Source organism: Klebsiella sp. K5-45 (assembly GCF_030128605.1).
Lineage (GTDB): Bacteria > Pseudomonadota > Gammaproteobacteria > Enterobacterales > Enterobacteriaceae > Klebsiella > Klebsiella quasipneumoniae.
Genome location: NZ_JAKUZW010000001.1, coordinates 750,220 through 767,740, shown reverse-complemented (window position 1 = coordinate 767,740; position 17,521 = coordinate 750,220). Strand labels below are relative to the sequence as shown.

Genomic DNA, 17,521 nt, shown 5'->3' with positions numbered 1-17,521 from the left:
CTGGTCATCCTCTCAGACCAGCTAGGGATCGTCGCCTAGGTGAGCCGTTACCCCACCTACTAGCTAATCCCATCTGGGCACATCTGATGGCATGAGGCCCGAAGGTCCCCCACTTTGGTCTTGCGACGTTATGCGGTATTAGCTACCGTTTCCAGTAGTTATCCCCCTCCATCAGGCAGTTTCCCAGACATTACTCACCCGTCCGCCGCTCGTCACCCGAGAGCAAGCTCTCTGTGCTACCGCTCGACTTGCATGTGTTAGGCCTGCCGCCAGCGTTCAATCTGAGCCATGATCAAACTCTTCAATTTAAGTTTGATGCTCAAAGAATTAAACTTCGTAATGAATTACGTGTTCACTCTTGAGACTTGGTATTCATTTTTCGTCCGAGGACGTTAAGAATCCATGTCACTTTGAGTGCCCACACAGATTGTCTGATAAATTGTTAAAGAGCAGTTGCGACGCGCTTTAGCGCTCTGTCGCGAGGTCCCGTATAATACGTTTTCCTCATTCAGAGTCAAGCGCTTATTTTGCTTTTCTCTGTCGGCTTCAACGTTATCTTTCGCCGTTGAATCCTGCTGCCCCGGCGGCTTGCTTGCCGTTGTTCCGTGTCAGTGGAGGCGCATTATAGGGGGTAATTCTGAAGTGACAAGGATAAATTCAAAAAAAGAATTCAATCGCTCACTTTTCAACCAAATCAGGTATTGAGCTTTAATTTTTGCCTGGTTTTTAAACAAAAACGAGCCCGCTGGGCCCGTTTTTGTCGTTTTGTGACTTACTGCACTGCCACGATACGGTCGTCTTTCACTACCAGCTCGACGGTTTTACCCGGAATCAGCTCACCGGAAAGGATCTGCTGGGCTAACGGGTTCTCAATCTGCTGCTGAATAGCGCGTTTCAGTGGCCGCGCGCCGTATACCGGATCGTATCCGTTGGCGCTGAGCAACTTCAGCGCCTCATCGGACATCCGCACTTCATATCCGCGCTCTTCCAGACGTTTATACAGGCGCTGCAGCTGGATCTGGGCAATAGAAGCAATGTGTTTCTCACCCAGCGGATGGAAGACCACCACTTCATCGATACGGTTGATGAACTCCGGACGGAAGTTCTGGCTGACAACCCCCAGCACCAGGTCCTTCATATGTCCGTAATCCAGCTCGCCGAACCGTTCCTGAATCAAATCGGAACCGAGGTTCGAGGTCATGATGACCACCGTGTTACGGAAGTCGACCGTTCTCCCCTGGCCATCGGTGAGGCGCCCGTCGTCGAGTACCTGCAGCAGAATGTTGAACACATCCGGGTGCGCTTTTTCCACTTCATCCAGCAGGATGACGGAATAAGGACGACGGCGCACCGCCTCGGTCAGGTAACCGCCCTCTTCATAACCGACGTATCCCGGAGGCGCACCGACCAGACGCGAGACGGAGTGTTTCTCCATAAACTCGGACATATCGATACGCACCATTGCGTCGTCGCTGTCGAACATAAAGTTAGCCAGCGTTTTACACAGCTCGGTTTTACCGACCCCGGTCGGACCGAGGAACAGGAATGAACCAATCGGCCGGTTCGGATCGGACAGCCCGGCACGGCTACGGCGAATAGCGTTAGATACTGCTTCAACCGCCTCATCCTGACCAATCACCCGATGATGCAGTTCCTGCTCCATACGCAGCAGTTTGTCACGCTCGCTTTCCATCATGCGGGAGACCGGGATACCGGTCCAGCGGGCCAGCACTTCGGCGATTTCAGCATCCGTCACTTTATTACGCAGCAGACGCATGGTTTTTCCTTCGGACTGAGTGGCTGCCGCCAGCTGTTTCTCCAGTTCCGGAATTTTGCCGTACTGCAGCTCGGACATCCGCGCCAGGTCACCGACGCGACGCGCCTGTTCGATGGCGATTTTCGCCTGCTCCAGCTCGGCTTTGATGGTCTGGGTGCCGGAGAGGGACGCTTTTTCCGCTTTCCACTCTTCTTCCAGCACCGAGTACTGCCGTTCTTTATCCGCCAGCTCCTCGTTGAGCATATCAAGACGCTTCAGACTCGCCTCATCAGACTCTTTCTTCAGCGCCTGCTGCTCCAGTTTCAACTGGATGATACGGCGATCGAGACGGTCCAGCTCTTCCGGCTTTGAGTCGATCTGCATACGGATGCTGGACGCCGCCTCATCGATAAGGTCGATGGCTTTATCCGGCAGCTGACGGTCGGCAATGTAGCGATGCGACAAGGTCGCCGCCGCCACGATAGCCGGGTCGGTGATCTGCACATGGTGGTGCAGTTCATAACGTTCTTTCAGACCGCGCAGAATAGCGATGGTATCTTCTACCGACGGCTCGGCGACGAACACCTTCTGGAAGCGGCGCTCCAGCGCAGCGTCTTTTTCAATGTACTGACGGTATTCGTCGAGCGTCGTCGCCCCGACGCAGTGCAGTTCACCACGCGCCAGCGCCGGCTTCAGCATGTTGCCCGCGTCCATCGCGCCGTCGGCTTTACCAGCGCCAACCATGGTATGCAGTTCGTCGATAAACAGAATGACGTTGCCTTCCTGTTTCGACAGGTCGGTCAGCACGCCTTTCAGACGCTCTTCAAACTCACCGCGGTATTTCGCCCCGGCCACCAGCGCGCCCATATCCAGCGCCAGTACCCGGCGGCCTTTCAGCCCTTCCGGCACTTCGCCGTTGACGATACGCTGCGCCAGGCCTTCGACGATAGCGGTTTTACCCACCCCGGGTTCACCAATCAGCACCGGATTGTTTTTGGTACGGCGCTGCAGTACCTGAATGGTACGGCGGATCTCTTCATCACGGCCGATAACCGGGTCCAGTTTGCCCTGTTCGGCACGCTCGGTGAGATCGACGGTAAATTTCTTCAATGCCTGACGTTGGTCTTCGGCACCCTGATCGTTCACGCTTTCACCTCCGCGCATTTGTTCAATCGCCTGAGTCACGTTGGCGGTTGTTGCTCCGGCGGATTTTAAAAGGTCGGTCAGCGTACCGCGTGATTCAAGCGCCGCCAGAACAAACAGTTCTGACGATATAAAGTTGTCCTTTTTCTTTTGCGCCAGCTTGTCGCAAAGGTTCAGGATCCGCACTAAATCCTGAGAAGGTTGCACATCGCCGCCGGTGCCTTCCACCTGCGGTAAACGGCTCAGAGCCTGTTCGATGTCAGTGCGCAGTTTCCCGGCATTCACGCCCGCCGAGGTTAATAAAGGACGTACCGATCCCCCTTCCTGATTCAGCAAGGCGCTCATTAAATGAAGAGGTTCGATGAATTGGTTGTCGTGCCCGAGTGCAAGCGACTGGGCATCGGCAAGAGCAAGCTGGAATTTATTGGTAAGACGATCCAGACGCATAACTCCTCCCATAACAGGTCAAATTTGCTACTGGAGATTAAATGAGGTCATCCCTCAATTATTCAAGGTTAAAGACCTGAACTATGCGAAAAATAAGTTTGCCTTCTGGATCGTCTTGATTCTCTAGGTTATATCAGCCAAATGAAATTTGCCATACGACCGGTGGTCTTGTCGCGCCGGTAAGAGAAAAAATCATCCTTTTCGCTTAGCGTGCAGCGATCGCCGCCGAAAATCTGCTCAACGCCGACGTTTGCCAGGCGCTGCCGAGCCAGCTGGTAGATATCAGCAAAATATTTTTCGCCTGCCGGACGAAAAGCCTGATGCGCATTCTCATCCTTAGCCATAAAAGCGTCGCGAACTTCTGGGCCCACCTCAAACGCCTGCGGACCGATGGCGGGTCCCAGCCACGCCATAATGTTTTCGGCTTTATCGGCGAAACGGGCGACCGTCTCTTCCAGAACCCCTTCGCATAAGCCGCGCCATCCCGCATGCGCCGCGGCGACTTCAGTACCGGCGCGGTTACAGAACAGGACCGGCAGGCAGTCAGCGGTCATCACCGCGCAGACAGTCCCTGGCGTACGGCTATAAGAGGCATCCGCGCGTTTCGACGGATAGGGTCCGCCGTCCAGCGTGAGCACATCGGTACCATGAACCTGCTCAAGCCAAACCGGGTAAGACGGTAAGCCGCCGGCGGCAAACATCCTCCGCCGGTTTTCTTCGACATGCTGCAGATTGTCGCCGCAATGGGCGCCCAGGTTGAGCGAGTCATAGGGCGGCAGACTCACGCCGCCGATGCGGGTAGAACTACAGGCCGCCACGCTGCCGGGCATTGGCCACTGCGGTACAATCAGTTTAGTCATAACCAGTCAATATCGTCCTTATGGGCTTCAAAATCGGCGCGCATCGCCTCGATGAGCTCGACCATATCTTGTGGGATGGGCGCGTGCCACTCCATTTCAATGCCGGTAATCGGGTGGTACAGACGTAGCATGGTGGCGTGCAGCGCCTGGCGGTCGAATTTACGCAGCGCGGTGATGAACTCCTCCGACGCGCCCTTCGGCGGACGCGGGCGGCCGCCATACACCTGGTCGCCTACCAGCGGATGGGTGATATGCGACATATGCACGCGGATCTGATGCGTACGACCGGTTTCCAGACGCAGGCGCAGGCGGGTATGGATGCGGAAATGTTCCATAATGCGGTAGTGGGTCACCGCCGGTTTGCCCATCGGGTGCACCGCCATATGGGTACGCTTGGTCGGATGACGGCTGATCGGTTCTTCAACCGTACCGCCGGCGGTCATATGACCGATCGCCACCGCTTCGTATTCACGGGTGATCTCGCGCAACTGCAGCGACTCCACCAGCCGGGTTTGCGCTGGAATGGTTTTCGCCACCACCATCAGACCGGTGGTGTCTTTATCCAGACGATGGACGATCCCCGCACGCGGCACATCGGCAATAGGCGGATAGTAGTGCAGCAGCGCATTCAGCACAGTACCGTCAGGGTTGCCCGCGCCAGGATGTACAACCAGATCGCGCGGTTTGTTGATCACGATGATGTCATCATCTTCGTAAACGATATTGAGCGGAATATCCTGCGGCTGGAAGCGCGCCTCTTCTTCGATTTCCACATCGATAGCGATGCGTTCTCCCCCCAGCACTTTTTCTTTCGGTTTATCGCCTATGGTGCCATTGACTAATACGCGTTGGTCGAGGATCCATTCTTTTATCCGCGATCGCGAATAATCAGGGAACAATTCGGCCAAAGCCTGATCTAAGCGTTGACCGAGTTGATTTTCGGTCACCGTTGCGGTGAGTTGTACTCGTTGTGCCATATACAGCTTCTTCGTTTAACGTTGGGTTTTACGGCTTTGCCGTTTAATATAGTGTGCTATTGTAGCTGGTCTTAATCGGGAGCAGGAACAGAGATTCTCCCGCATAAACATTTTGAGGAAGTCAAAACGTCATGACGCGCATGAAATACCTGGTGGCAGCCGCCACACTGAGCCTGGCTTTGGTGGGTTGCTCCGGCTCTAAGGAAGAGGTGCCTGATAATCCGCCGAATGAAATCTACGCGACCGCCCAGCAAAAACTGCAGGACGGTAACTGGAAACAGGCGATAACGCAACTGGAAGCGTTGGATAACCGTTATCCATTCGGCCCTTATTCCCAACAGGTACAGCTGGATCTGATTTATGCGTATTACAAAAACGCCGATCTGCCGCTGGCTCAAGCGGCCATCGATCGCTTCATGCGCTTGAATCCCACCCATCCGAACATCGACTACGTCATCTATATGCGCGGCCTGACCAACATGGCTCTGGATGACAGCGCCCTGCAGGGCTTCTTCGGCGTCGATCGTTCCGACCGCGATCCGCAGCACGCGCGCGATGCCTTCAATGACTTCTCCAAACTGGTACGCGGCTACCCGAACAGCCAGTATGCCACGGACGCCTATAAGCGCATGGTATTCCTGAAAGATCGCCTGGCGAAGTATGAGCTGTCGGTAGTGGATTACTACACCGACCGCGGCGCATGGGTTGCCGTCGTTAACCGCGTGGAAGGTATGATGCGTAACTATCCGGATACCCAGGCCACCCGCGATGCCCTGCCGAAGATGGAAAATGCCTATCGTCAAATGCAGATGAATGCTCAGGCGGACAAAGTCGCGAAGATTATCGCCGCGAACAGTAAGAACACCTGAGCCTGACTCATGGATCGCAAACGGCAGCCACTGGCTGCCGTTTTTTTATTCGTTATCCTGGTTAGCTGAAGCGGTTTAGCGTCGAGTTAACTCATCAAATATGGCCTGCTTTGGCAGGTTCGACAAGTAAAATCTCACTTCTTCCTGCCCTGTCTCACAAAATGAATTCGTTGACAAAAAGTGACAATAAAACGTGATTTAGATCACACATTTTGACATTAGGAAAGGTATGCTGGATTCACCAAGACGGGAAAGACAAGAGGTAAAATTTATGACAATGAACATTACCAGTAAACAAATGGAAATTACTCCGGCAATCCGCCAGCATGTCGCAGACCGTCTCGCCAAACTGGATAAGTGGCAAACTCATTTAATTAACCCGCACATCATTCTGTCTAAGGAGCCGCAGGGTTTTATCGCCGATGCAACCATCAACACGCCAAACGGCCATCTGGTTGCCAGTGCGCGTCATGAAGATATGTACGCCGCCATTAACGAATTGATCAACAAGCTGGAACGGCAGCTCAATAAAGTGCAACACAAAGGGGAAGCCCGCCGCGCCGCGACGTCGGTGAAAGAGGCAGGCTTTGTGGAAGAAGAAGAGTAATCCTTAACTTAAGTTGTGTCATGCCACGCGCCTTCGGGCGCGTTTTTTATTGACAGAGTGAAAACAGTACAGGTACTGTAATCCCCACTACTTAAAGGAATTCATCATGAAACTCGTCCCGTTCTTCTTCGCATTCTTTTTTACCTTCCCCTGACCGGGAGGCAATTCGTCGTATAAGAAAGAATGCGAAGACGAACAATAAGGCCTCCCACCCGGGAGGCCTTTTTTATTGGATAACAACAAAGGCAACATCTATGACCGAGGAAAACCCATTACTGGCGCTGCGCGACAAGATAAGCGCGCTGGATGAGAAACTGCTTGCTCTGCTGGCGGAGCGTCGCGGGCTGGCTGTTGAGGTTGGTAAAGCCAAACTGGCCTCCCATCGCCCGGTGCGTGATATTGACCGCGAACGCGATCTGCTGGAGCGTCTGATGACCCTCGGCAAGCGCCATAATCTGGACGCTCATTACATCACCCGCCTGTTCCAGCTGATTATCGAAGACTCTGTACTGACCCAGCAAACCCTGCTGCAGCAGCATTTGAATAAAATTAACCCGCATTCGGCTCGCGTGGCGTTCCTCGGTCCCAAAGGCTCTTATTCGCATCTGGCGGCGCGTCAGTACGCAGCTCGCCACTTTGAGCAGTTTATTGAAAGCGGCTGCGCGAAGTTCGCCGATATTTTTAATCAGGTGGAAACCGGCCAGGCCGATTACGCCGTAGTGCCGATTGAAAACACCAGCTCCGGCGGGATCAACGATGTCTACGATCTGCTGCAGCACACCAGCCTGTCGATCGTAGGCGAGCTGACGATCCCTATCGATCATTGCGTACTGGTCAGCACCTCGACGGATGCCGATAAAATTCAGACCGTCTACAGCCATCCGCAACCGTTCCAGCAGTGTAGCCAGTATCTGAGTCGCTACCCGCACTGGAAGATTGAATATACCGAGAGCACCTCAGCGGCGATGGAAAAAGTCGCGCAGGCGAACGCCCCGACCGTCGCGGCGCTGGGCAGCGAAGCGGGCGGCGCTCTGTACGGCCTGCAGGTGCTGGAGCACTGCCAGGCCAACCAGACGCAGAATATTACGCGCTTCCTCGTTCTGGCGCGCAAAGCGGTAAACGTCTCCGATCAGGTTCCGGCGAAGACCACGCTGTTAATGGCGACCGGTCAGCAGGCGGGTGCCCTGGTGGAAGCCTTACTGGTGCTGCGCAATCACAATCTGATCATGACCAAACTGGAATCTCGCCCCATCCATGGCAATCCGTGGGAAGAGATGTTTTATCTCGATATTCAGGCAAACCTGGACTCGCTGCCCATGCGCAAGGCGCTGAAGGAGCTGGCGGAGATCACCCGCTCCATGAAGGTTCTCGGTTGCTACCCCAGCGAAAACGTCGTGCCGGTGGATCCGGTTTAACGTTCGCGGAACGGTAATTTCTTCATCCCTGCCACCTCCACCGGCAGGGTGAAGATGGCGCCGGACAGCGGATACTGCGCCAGCTCATCGTCCTCCATGTTTTCCCGGGTGGTGGTGATATAGAGCGTTTGCATATCCGCCCCGCCAAAGCAGACCATCGTCGGGCAACGTACCGGCATCGGGTAGGACTCCAGCTCCTCACCCTGCGGAGAGAAACGGGCGATCCGCCAGCCGTCAAACATTGCGCTCCAGTAACACCCCTCCACGTCAATCGCCGCCCCGTCCGGTATCCCTTCGCCAGGCTGAAAACGGCGAAAGACTTCGCGCCGGCCAGGCTCACCCTGCTCATCCAGCGGCGTACGGTAGATCACGGCGTTCGGCGTATCGGAGGTATACATCCAGCGCCGGTCGGCGCTAAACGCCAGACCGTTGGCGCCATGGATGTCACACTGGATCACCGTCGGCTTCAGGTCGTTATCGACCCGCATCAGCAGCGCGCCGTTATAATCCCCCGGGCCCCAGAAGGTGCCGGCATAAAAGCGCCCATCGCGATCGGTCCCGCCATCGTTAAACCGCGCCAGTTCCGGATTGCTCGGGTTATCGCAGACTTTACGCCGTAGCAGACCGTGGGCGTCGGTCAGCCAGATACCGCTGCGCAATGCAACGATAAACCCGCCCTTCTCGCGCAAGGAAAAACAGCCGACCTCCTCCGGAAATTGCAGCACCTGGTGTTCGCCGCTGCGGGTATCGTAGCGGTGAATTTCACATTCCATAATATCGGCCCAGTAGAGGGCCTGCTCTGCCTCGCTCCAGGTCGGGCATTCCGGCAGGTATCCGGTGTAGTCAAACAGCGGTTGTGGTTCAGCCATCGTTGTCATCCCTATAAAAAAAGCCAGCGGTCGCTGGCTTTATTGTATACACCTTTTTCGCTTTACTGCCGATTATCGTTCGCCTGACGCAGCAGCGTGCGGCTCTCGCTCTGGAAACGCTGGGCGTAATCGCCAAACCAGTGTTCGACTTTACGGAAGCTATCGATAAACGCCTGCTTATCGCCCTGCTCCAGCAGACCGATCGCCTCGCCAAACCGCTGGTAGTAGCGCTTAATCAGCGCCAGGTTGTTTTCCGAAGACATAATAATGTCGGCGTAGAGCTGCGGATCCTGGGCAAACAGACGGCCCACCATCGCCAGCTCCAGCCGGTAAATGGGTGACGAGAGCGCCAGCAACTGCTCAAGGCGCACATTCTCTTCCGCCAGATGCAGCCCATAGGCGAAGGTGGCAAAGTGGCGCAACGCCTGAATAAAGGCCATGTTCTGATCGTGCTCCACCGCGCTGATGCGATGCAGGCGCGCGCCCCAGACCTGAATTTGCTCGAGGAACCACTGATAGGCCTCTGGCTGGCGGCCATCGCAGTAGACTACCACCTGCTTGGCAAGGCTGCCGCTGTCCGGACCGAACATCGGGTGCAGGCCGAGTACCGGGCCCTGATGCGCCGCCAGCATCGCCTGCAGCGGCTCTGCTTTAACCGAGGCAAGGTCGACCAGAATGCAATCCGCCGGCAGCGGCGGCAGCCTGGCGATCGTCTCCACGGTGGTGTGAATCGGCACGCTGACAATGACCATGCCGGCATCGGCGACGATATCCGTCGCCCGCGCCCAGTCCTCTTTTTCCAGAATGCGCACCTGGTAGCCGGACAGCGTTAACATCTTCTCAAACAGACGCCCCATCTGCCCGCCGCCGCCGACGATCACTACCGGCCGCAGATTCGGGTAAAGGGTTTTGAAGCCTTTGTCGTTTTCGCTGGAATAGGATTCGCGCATCACGCGACGCAGAACGTCCTCGATCAGATCCGGCGGAACGCCGAGCGCAGCCGCCTCTTCTCGCCGGGAGGCGAGCATCGCCGCCTCGCGTTCCGGGACGTAAATCGGCAGGCCATACTGGCTCTTCACCTCGCCGACTTCGGCCACCAGTTCCAGGCGCTTAGCCAGCAGGCTAAGCAACGCTTTATCTACTTCATCAATTTGATCGCGTAACGCGGTCAGTTCAGCAACCATACTTTCCTCTTACACCAAACGGGCCGCCAGGTGGCCGCGGAGATCCTTATCCAGTTCACGCAGTAGCGCATCGGTGGTTTCCCAGCTGATGCAGGCATCCGTTACCGAAACGCCGTATTTCATCGCCTCACGCGGCTGTTCAGAGGACTGATTGCCCTCGTGGATATTACTCTCAATCATCAGGCCGATAATGGAGCGATTGCCATCTTTAATCTGCGCGACAACGGATTCAGCCACGGCCGGCTGGCGGCGGAAATCTTTATTGGAGTTCCCATGACTGCAATCTACCATCAGCGACGGCTTCAGTCCCGCCTGCGCCATCTCTTTTTCGCATTTCGCCACATCGTCCGGACCGTAGTTTGGCGCCTTACCGCCGCGGAGGATCACATGGCCGTTCGGGTTACCCTGCGTTTGCAGCAGGCAGACCTGCCCGGCCTGGTTGATACCGACGAAACGGTGCGGCATCGCCGCGGCGCGCATGGCGTTGATGGCCGTGGCCAGGCTGCCGTCGGTGCCATTTTTAAAGCCTACCGGCATGGAAAGACCAGAGGCCATTTCGCGGTGCGTCTGAGATTCCGTGGTTCGCGCGCCGATGGCGGACCAGCTGAACAGATCCCCAAGGTACTGCGGGCTGTTGGGATCCAGCGCTTCCGTCGCCAGCGGCAGTCCCATATTCACGAGCTCGACCAGCAGACGACGCGCAATCTTCAGGCCGCCTTCAACATCAAACGAACCATCCATATGCGGGTCGTTAATCAGCCCCTTCCAGCCGACGGTAGTACGGGGTTTTTCAAAATAGACGCGCATCACCAGGTAGAGGCTATCGCTGACCTCTGCGGCAAGGGCTTTAAACCGACGAGCATATTCGATCGCAGCTTCCGGATCGTGAATGGAGCAAGGACCGCAAACCACCAGCAGGCGCGGATCGCGGCCGGCGATGATATCGGAGATGGTTTCACGGGCGTGCGCGATCTGCGCTTCCTGTTCAACGCTCAGGGGGAATTCCGCCTTCAGTTGCTCCGGGGTCATTAACACATGTTCGTCGGTAATATGTACGTTATTCAGCGCGTCTTTTTGCATGATTGCGATCCTGTGTAGCTCGTTTGCGATAGGGGTTGCCTCAGCGGGCATGACGTAACGATACCATACAAAGTAAAGAATTCAATCCATATTCCGTAAATTTTACTTTACACCAATAAATTAATTGGCACTTACCACGGCATTATCCGTACAAAAATATTTACACATAGCAAAATCGCGCCAAAATGGCTCATCAGAGCCATCGGCATTACGAAAAATCCTGGTGAGATTTGTCCCAAAGCAAAGGGCGCATCTAATGACGGGTTTTGCTATCAGTGATATTCTTCGCCGGGCATCGGCAGCGGCTTTTCCCGCGCCAGGGCGAATTTGACGGAAGCGTTAATGACAGTATTACACCGTCTTTTATTGACTGTATTTTTTCTCATCGCGGTATCTCCTGTTTTTGCTGCCGGACCTTCAGAACATGTTCGCGCGATTGTTTCCGGGATCGTGACCTATACCCGTTGGCCGTCATTAACAGGGGCGCCGAAGCTGTGCATTTTTGCTTCATCACGCTTCACCCATAGCCTGGCTCATGAAGATCCGGATGCATTGCCCTATCAACCGGTGATAGTACGTAATAGTGAAGAAGCGTTAAAAACAACCTGCGATGGTTTTTATTTTGGCAGCGAATCGCCGACCCAACAGTCGGAATTAACTCGCCGCTATGGCTCGAGGCCGCTGTTACTCATCGCAGAACAAAATACGGATTGCTCAATTGGTAGCGCGTTTTGCCTGATCATCAACGACGACAGGGTCCGCTTCTCCGTTAATCTGGACGTTCTGACGCACAGCGGGGTTCGGGTTAACCCGGACGTCCTGATGCTTGCCCGGAAGAAACCACATGAATAAGGACTTTTCACAGACATCGCGCCCGACGTTCAAACGCGCGCTGCGTCGCATTAGCGTGATAAGCGTGGTGATTTCCATGACGCTGGTCTGGCTGCTGCTGAGCACGGCCTCTATCTTCACGCTCAAGCAGTACGCGCAGAAAAACCTTGAGCTCACTGCCGCGACCATGGGCCGCAGTCTCGAAGCCGCCCTGGTGTTTGGCGACAGCGCGGCAGCAGAGGAGACCCTCACTTCGCTGGGGAAGCAAGGGCAGATTTCCCAGGCAATCGTGCTCAACGGCCAGAAGCAGCCCTTCGCCGCATGGCGCCACGAACCGCTGGCCAACAAAGAACAAGTGAGCGGCCTTATCAGTAAATGGCTGTTTCCGGAGCCCACGGTGCAGCCCATCTGGCACCAGGGCAAACAAATCGGCGAGCTGCGACTAACCGCGCTTGATGAACTAATTAGCCACTTTCTGGGCATCTCGATTCTGGTACTGACAGGCAGCATTCTGCTCGCCTCGTTTATCGGCCTGCTGCTGACCCACTCCCTGCACCGGGGGATCGTCGCCGCCCTGCAGAGCATCACCGAGGTCGTGCATGATATTCGCGAAAACCGCCACTTCTCCCGGCGGGTGCCGGAGGAGCGTATCGAGGAGTTCCATCTGTTTGCCCAGGACTTTAACAGTCTGCTGGGGGAGATGGAGGACTGGCAGCGCCAGCTGCAGGCCAAAAATGCTCAGCTGTTGCGCAGCTCGTTACACGATCCGTTGACCGGCCTGGCTAACCGCGCCGCCTTTCGCAACGCGCTTGCCGAGCTGATGAAAAATGAAGTGGATCACCAGACCTCAGCGTTACTGTTTCTCGATGGCGATAACTTCAAATTGATCAACGACAACTGGGGACATGCGGCGGGCGATAAAGTGCTGATGGAAGTCGCCAGCCGCCTGATGACTTTCGCCGGTAAACGCCATCTGGCGTGGCGTCTCGGCGGCGATGAGTTTGCCGTTCTGCTGCGCGAGGTGCGCTCGGAAGCAGAAGTCCAGGCCCTGTGCCAGGCGCTGTCGGAACAATTTCTTCCGCCATTCAATCTGCACAATGGCCATAGCGCCACGCTCTCGCTGAGCGTCGGTTATGCCCTGGCGTGGGAGCACGCCACTGCGGAATCACTGCAAGAACTTGCCGATCAGAATATGTATCGGATGAAAAACCAACGTATCCAGCAGACGCTGAAATAATAAAGGACGCATTATGATCACGAAATATTTCGCCCCCGCCCTGATGGCGGCGGCGCTTTTGACAGGTTGCCAGGCTCCTCAGGGAAAATTTACCCCCGAGCAGGTGGCGGCAATGAAATCTTACGGCTTCACTGAAAGCAACGGCGATTGGTCCCTGGGCTTATCCGATAGCATCCTGTTTGACAAGAATGACTACCGACTACGTCCCGACAGCCGCCAGCAGATCACCCAAATGGCCTCGCGGCTGGCGACAACCGGGATAACGCATAGCCGCCTTGAAGGCCACACCGATAATTATGGTGAGGATAGCTATAACGAAGCCCTGTCGCTTAAGCGGGCCAACAGCGTAGCCGATGCCTGGGCGGAAGGCGCCCATATCCCGCGCAGTAATTTAGTCACCCGCGGCCTTGGCAAAAAATACCCGATCGCCAGCAACGACACCGCGGCCGGGCGCGCTGAAAACCGCCGGGTTACGGTGGTCATCAGCACGCCGTAAACGTCCGCTTAATCGCTGGACTTCGCCATCCTCATTGCCGTTGCCGCGCGCCAGCGCAGGTAGTCAACGGCAATGAACAACACCAGGCTGATGCCCATCAACGGCATGGCCAGACCCAGGGCTAACGCTATCCCCAGCACCAGCCCACGGGCAGGCCAGGCGAGCGACAGCCACGCCCGCAGCAGCGAATGCGCCGGATCCCAGACGGCCTGAGGCGGACGGCGCATCCACCACAGCCGGTACCCCACGGCGATGGTTACGCACAGCGCACAGCCAAACCCCACCAGCAGCAGTTGATTCGCCAGACCGAAGAGGATCCCCATATGGAAATCGACGCCCCAGCGGGTAAGTTTCGCCATCAGAGGAAAGTCGGCAAAATGGGTGCGATCCACCACCTCCATCGTGGCGCCATCGATCGCTACCGCATCCACCTGCGTCGGCCAGCGGCGGTCGATCTCATTCACCGTCCAGGCGCGTCCGTCTGATACCGGGGGACGGATCTCCAGCCGGCTGGCGTTCAGCCCCGCCTGACGGGCCACCGCCAGTGCCCGGTCAAACTGCGCGGGCTGATGCTGGGTCATGGCCATCGCCTCCCTGTGATGCCCGGCATGGGGATCGTGTGCCATCGGTGCCTCACCGTGCAGCAGGGTATTGACCTGCGGCGTCCACCAGCCGAAAGCCGCCCGCATTTTATCAACATTGCCGCCGGCCCATTGCGACCAGGTCAGGCCGGTGGCGGAGAAGAGCAGCATGCCCAGCAGTAAACTCCAGCCCAGCGTCACGTGCAGCCGACGATGATTCTGCAGGGCGTTACTGATCCGCCGTTTTGGACGCGTCATCGCCCACAGGGCAATGCCCCCCAGCGCGGCCACCCACATCCATGAGGCAGCCAGTTCGCTGTAGAGCCGCCCGCTGTCGCCCAACAGCAGCGAACGATGCGCATAGTCAATCCACTGACGCAGCGGCAGGATGCCGCTGGTGCCGTAGACCGTCATATCGCCCTTCACCCGCAGCGCGATCGGATCGACAAAAATGGCCCGGGATTCCGACTCCCCGAGACGCGGATCGGCAAACATAATGCGGGTGGTCTCGCCCACCGCGGGGGCCGGACGCACCGCCAGCAGCCGCAGATTACCCTGGGTCGCTTCCTCGGCCAGCGCAATCTGGGCGCTGAGCGGTTGCGGGGTGCCTTCGGGAAGGCCATACAGCGCATCGTGATAGAGCCAGTTCTCCAGTTGCGGCGTCGCCACATAAAGCGTACCGGTCAGGGCTGCGACAAAGATAAACGGTCCGATAAACAGCCCGATATAGAAATGGAGGCGACGCAGCAGGTTCAGCCATGCCGCGCGCGAGGTGCAGGTTGTCATACTTTTCCTTTTTTTAAAGCAAAAGAGGTCGTTGCGCGGTGCGCAGATTGATTTTTATGAAAGGGAAAAAGCAGACAGCCGCGGCGGGGCGCGGGTTTCGGGGTAGAGCCAGGGAAAGTAGCGCCAGTGTTTTAATACCGGGCGAGAAGCCGGCAGGCGAATGCGCCGCAGGAGCATGGCGACGAACAGCGCCAGCGCGAAAATCAGCCCTGGGACATGGGCTAACAGCACGCAATAGCCACAGGCTTCGGCATGGTCCAGCGGCAGTTCGTGTCCGGTAGGCGTAGCGCCGTCTGTGCTGTGCATCATCGCCATATCGTGGCCGGGCATCTGCGCCATACTCGCTGGCGAGCTGTCCATCATCATGGCGTGGTGCATGCCGGGCATGGCGCTCATAGGGTCTTTTTGCAGGGAGACGGAGATCAGGGGGGCCACCACGATCAGCAGGATCGCCAACAGCGCCAGCCAGGCGGCTCGCCGTTTAGGTGTCGTTTGCTGAAAACTGTTACTGACCACCGCCCCTCCGAATAGAGGGCGTATTGTAAATGATTTAAATCACGATGGTTACAACAAAGATAAAAAAAGGGCCGGCCCTGAGGCCAGCCCTTTTTGTCAGGATGTCGCGAAAGCGAATCTTAGTTAAGACGCTCTTTGATACGAGCAGACTTACCAGTGCGCTCACGCAGGTAGTACAGTTTAGCTTTACGTACAGCACCACGACGTTTAACAGCAATGCTGTCAACTACCGGAGAGTGAGTCTGGAAGACACGCTCAACGCCTTCGCCGTTGGAAATTTTGCGAACAGTGAATGCAGAGTGCAGACCGCGGTTACGAATAGCGATAACCACGCCCTCGAATGCCTGCAGACGTTTTTTGGAACCTTCAACAACCCATACTTTCACTTCCACGGTATCACCCGGACGGAAGGAAGGTACGTCCTGCTTCATCTGTTCTTGTTCAAGTTGCTTAATAATGTTGCTCATAATTTAATCTCTTATCCTGGGTAAACTGATATTGGGGGCTCACGCCTGCCCATCATGTTTATGCTGCTGTTGCGCGTGTTCAGTTTTGAACTCCGCCAGCAGCTTTGCTTGCTCTTCAGTCAGAGCCAGGTTTTCCAGAAGTTCAGGTCTTCTAAGCCAGGTGCGGCCCAGCGACTGCTTCAGACGCCAGCGACGTATCTCAGCATGGTTTCCCGACAGCAATACTGGCGGTACTTCCATCTCTTCTAACACTTCAGGACGGGTATAGTGGGGGCAATCCAGCAACCCATCAGCAAAGGAATCTTCCGTTGCCGATGCTTCATGGCCCAGTACTCCCGGAATGAACCGGGAAACGGAGTCAATCAGCGTCATTGCCGGTAACTCACCACCGCTGAGAACGTAATCGCCGATTGACCATTCTTCGTCAATTTCGGTTTGGATTACGCGCTCGTCTATCCCTTCGTAACGACCGCACACCAGAATCAGTTTCTGATTCGTTGCCAGTTCGCTGACGCCCGCTTGATCAAGCTTGCGTCCCTGAGGTGACAGATAAATCACCTTCGCGCCTTCACCTGCCGCGGCTTTTGCTGCATGAATGGCATCCCGTAAGGGTTGCACCATCATTAGCATCCCCGGTCCGCCGCCGTAAGGACGATCGTCCACGGTACGGTGCCGGTCATGCGTGAAGTCGCGAGGACTCCAGCTTTCGATGCTCAGCAGGCCATTTTTTACTGCCCGGCCAGTTACCCCGTAATCGGTAATTGCGCGGAACATTTCAGGAAACAGGCTAATTATGCCAATCCACATAGCGCCGTCTTTTACCGTTTATCCGGAGAATTTAAAAACCAGGATCCCAATCTACTTCGATAGTACGCGTAGTGAGATCGACTTTCTTGATAACCTGCCCATCGAGGAACGGAACCAACCGCTCCTTGATACCAAATGCATCTTTCAGGTTTGCCTTGATGACGAGCACGTCATTAGACCCGGTTTCCATCATATCGATGACTTTACCGAGGCTATAGCCTTCCGTCGTCACTACCTGGCAGCCCATCAGGTCTTTCCAGTAGTAGTCACCCTCTTCCAGCTCCGGCAACTGCGATGAATCCACGATAATTTCGCAATTAGTCAGTAGATTCGCGGCATCACGATCGTCAACGCCTTTCAGCTTGATGATGATGTCCTGATTGTGGTGGCGCCAGCTTTCCAGCTCAACAACCTGCCACTGACCCGCCTTCTGGATTAACCAGGGCTGATAGTCAAAAATGCTTTCGGCGTCTTCGGTGGAGGAAAACACTCTGAGCCAACCACGGATACCGTAGGAAGAACCCATTTTCCCCAATACGATCGGATCAACAGGTGCTTGTGCGGTGTGTTGCTTGCTCATCATGACCACCGTG

At 55.9% G+C, this 17,521-nt stretch carries 18 protein-coding genes, 1 rRNA gene and 1 other annotated feature; of the genes, 7 read left to right on the top strand and 12 right to left on the bottom strand.

From position 1 onward, the window contains the following. The 4 genes from MKS11_RS03855 to rluD all read right to left on the bottom strand — a co-directional run. Window positions 1-308, bottom strand: a 16S ribosomal RNA gene (locus tag MKS11_RS03855); the annotation flags it as partial. Window positions 309-772: 464 nt separating this feature from the next. Further along, complete coding sequence (gene clpB / locus MKS11_RS03850) at window positions 773-3,346, bottom strand: ATP-dependent chaperone ClpB (RefSeq protein ID WP_004206837.1); 2,574 nt, start codon at window positions 3,344-3,346, stop codon at window positions 773-775. 128 nt (window positions 3,347-3,474) lie between these two features. After that, on the bottom strand, window positions 3,475-4,206 hold the full coding sequence (yfiH, locus tag MKS11_RS03845; protein ID WP_284109377.1) for a purine nucleoside phosphorylase YfiH: 732 nt from the start codon (window positions 4,204-4,206) through the stop codon (window positions 3,475-3,477). Further along, window positions 4,203-5,183 carry a 23S rRNA pseudouridine(1911/1915/1917) synthase RluD gene (gene rluD, locus MKS11_RS03840; RefSeq protein WP_004206840.1) on the bottom strand — a complete coding sequence of 327 codons (981 nt, stop codon included), beginning with the start codon at window positions 5,181-5,183 and terminating at the stop codon, window positions 4,203-4,205. Before rluD ends, yfiH begins: the two co-directional genes overlap by 4 nt. Window positions 5,184-5,314: 131 nt before the next feature. On the opposite strand from rluD, the gene bamD reads away from it, so the two are divergent. The 4 genes from bamD to pheA all read left to right on the top strand — a co-directional run bounded on the left by bamD (window position 5,315) and on the right by pheA (window position 8,074). Further along, window positions 5,315-6,052: an outer membrane protein assembly factor BamD gene (gene bamD / locus MKS11_RS03835; RefSeq protein ID WP_004145664.1), complete on the top strand. Its 738-nt coding sequence runs from the start codon at window positions 5,315-5,317 to the stop codon at window positions 6,050-6,052. Between the two features lie 271 nt (window positions 6,053-6,323). Beyond that, on the top strand, window positions 6,324-6,659 hold the full coding sequence (gene raiA, locus MKS11_RS03830; RefSeq protein WP_002914111.1) for a ribosome-associated translation inhibitor RaiA: 336 nt from the start codon (window positions 6,324-6,326) through the stop codon (window positions 6,657-6,659). A gap of 105 nt (window positions 6,660-6,764) precedes the next feature. Beyond that, window positions 6,765-6,889 (top strand) — a sequence feature (Phe leader region). Further along, window positions 6,766-6,813 carry a pheA operon leader peptide PheL gene (gene pheL, locus MKS11_RS03825; RefSeq protein ID WP_100250063.1) on the top strand — a complete coding sequence of 16 codons (48 nt, stop codon included), beginning with the start codon at window positions 6,766-6,768 and terminating at the stop codon, window positions 6,811-6,813. It overlaps the preceding feature by 48 nt. A gap of 24 nt (window positions 6,890-6,913) precedes the next feature. Then, window positions 6,914-8,074 carry a bifunctional chorismate mutase/prephenate dehydratase gene (gene pheA / locus MKS11_RS03820; protein ID WP_023318895.1) on the top strand — a complete coding sequence of 387 codons (1,161 nt, stop codon included), beginning with the start codon at window positions 6,914-6,916 and terminating at the stop codon, window positions 8,072-8,074. On the opposite strand, the gene MKS11_RS03815 is transcribed toward pheA, so the two are convergent. The 3 genes from MKS11_RS03815 to aroF form a co-directional block, all read right to left on the bottom strand. Next, window positions 8,071-8,943 carry an SMP-30/gluconolactonase/LRE family protein gene (locus MKS11_RS03815; RefSeq protein ID WP_048295345.1) on the bottom strand — a complete coding sequence of 291 codons (873 nt, stop codon included), beginning with the start codon at window positions 8,941-8,943 and terminating at the stop codon, window positions 8,071-8,073. The two genes, pheA and MKS11_RS03815, sit on opposite strands and share 4 nt — an antisense overlap. A 62-nt stretch (window positions 8,944-9,005) precedes the next feature. Beyond that, a complete protein-coding gene (gene tyrA, locus MKS11_RS03810) occupies window positions 9,006-10,127 on the bottom strand; it encodes a bifunctional chorismate mutase/prephenate dehydrogenase (protein WP_004206843.1) in 1,122 nt (373 codons plus the stop codon). Window positions 10,128-10,136: 9 nt separating this feature from the next. After that, window positions 10,137-11,207 carry a 3-deoxy-7-phosphoheptulonate synthase AroF gene (gene aroF / locus MKS11_RS03805; protein ID WP_004206844.1) on the bottom strand — a complete coding sequence of 357 codons (1,071 nt, stop codon included), beginning with the start codon at window positions 11,205-11,207 and terminating at the stop codon, window positions 10,137-10,139. Window positions 11,208-11,549: 342 nt separating this feature from the next. On the opposite strand from aroF, the gene MKS11_RS03800 reads away from it, so the two are divergent. The 3 genes from MKS11_RS03800 to MKS11_RS03790 are packed head-to-tail and all read left to right on the top strand — an operon-like array spanning window position 11,550 to window position 13,771. Then, on the top strand, window positions 11,550-12,059 hold the full coding sequence (locus MKS11_RS03800; protein WP_017900644.1) for a YfiR family protein: 510 nt from the start codon (window positions 11,550-11,552) through the stop codon (window positions 12,057-12,059). Continuing rightward, window positions 12,052-13,275 (top strand): diguanylate cyclase DgcN, encoded by a 1,224-nt coding sequence (gene dgcN, locus MKS11_RS03795; protein WP_087770852.1) that lies wholly within the window; start codon window positions 12,052-12,054, stop codon window positions 13,273-13,275. Before MKS11_RS03800 ends, dgcN begins: the two co-directional genes overlap by 8 nt. Window positions 13,276-13,288: 13 nt before the next feature. After that, entirely contained in the window at window positions 13,289-13,771 is a 483-nt protein-coding gene (locus MKS11_RS03790) for an OmpA family protein (protein ID WP_017900643.1), read from the top strand. Window positions 13,772-13,779: 8 nt separating this feature from the next. On the opposite strand, the gene MKS11_RS03785 is transcribed toward MKS11_RS03790, so the two are convergent. The 5 genes from MKS11_RS03785 to rimM form a co-directional block, all read right to left on the bottom strand. Beyond that, window positions 13,780-15,138 carry a PepSY domain-containing protein gene (locus MKS11_RS03785; RefSeq protein ID WP_004206847.1) on the bottom strand — a complete coding sequence of 453 codons (1,359 nt, stop codon included), beginning with the start codon at window positions 15,136-15,138 and terminating at the stop codon, window positions 13,780-13,782. A 54-nt stretch (window positions 15,139-15,192) separates the two neighbouring features. Next, a complete protein-coding gene (locus tag MKS11_RS03780; RefSeq protein ID WP_004206848.1) occupies window positions 15,193-15,654 on the bottom strand; it encodes a DUF2946 domain-containing protein in 462 nt (153 codons plus the stop codon). A 119-nt stretch (window positions 15,655-15,773) separates the two neighbouring features. Beyond that, window positions 15,774-16,121, bottom strand: a complete 348-nt coding sequence (rplS, locus tag MKS11_RS03775; protein WP_002914145.1) for a 50S ribosomal protein L19 — start codon at window positions 16,119-16,121, stop codon at window positions 15,774-15,776. A 39-nt stretch (window positions 16,122-16,160) separates the two neighbouring features. Then, the gene (gene trmD / locus MKS11_RS03770) at window positions 16,161-16,928 is read right to left on the bottom strand and encodes a tRNA (guanosine(37)-N1)-methyltransferase TrmD (protein ID WP_002914147.1); all 768 of its coding nucleotides are present in this window, start codon (window positions 16,926-16,928) and stop codon (window positions 16,161-16,163) included. A gap of 31 nt (window positions 16,929-16,959) precedes the next feature. After that, window positions 16,960-17,508 (bottom strand): ribosome maturation factor RimM, encoded by a 549-nt coding sequence (gene rimM, locus MKS11_RS03765; protein ID WP_004150977.1) that lies wholly within the window; start codon window positions 17,506-17,508, stop codon window positions 16,960-16,962. Window positions 17,509-17,521: the final 13 nt, after the last annotated feature.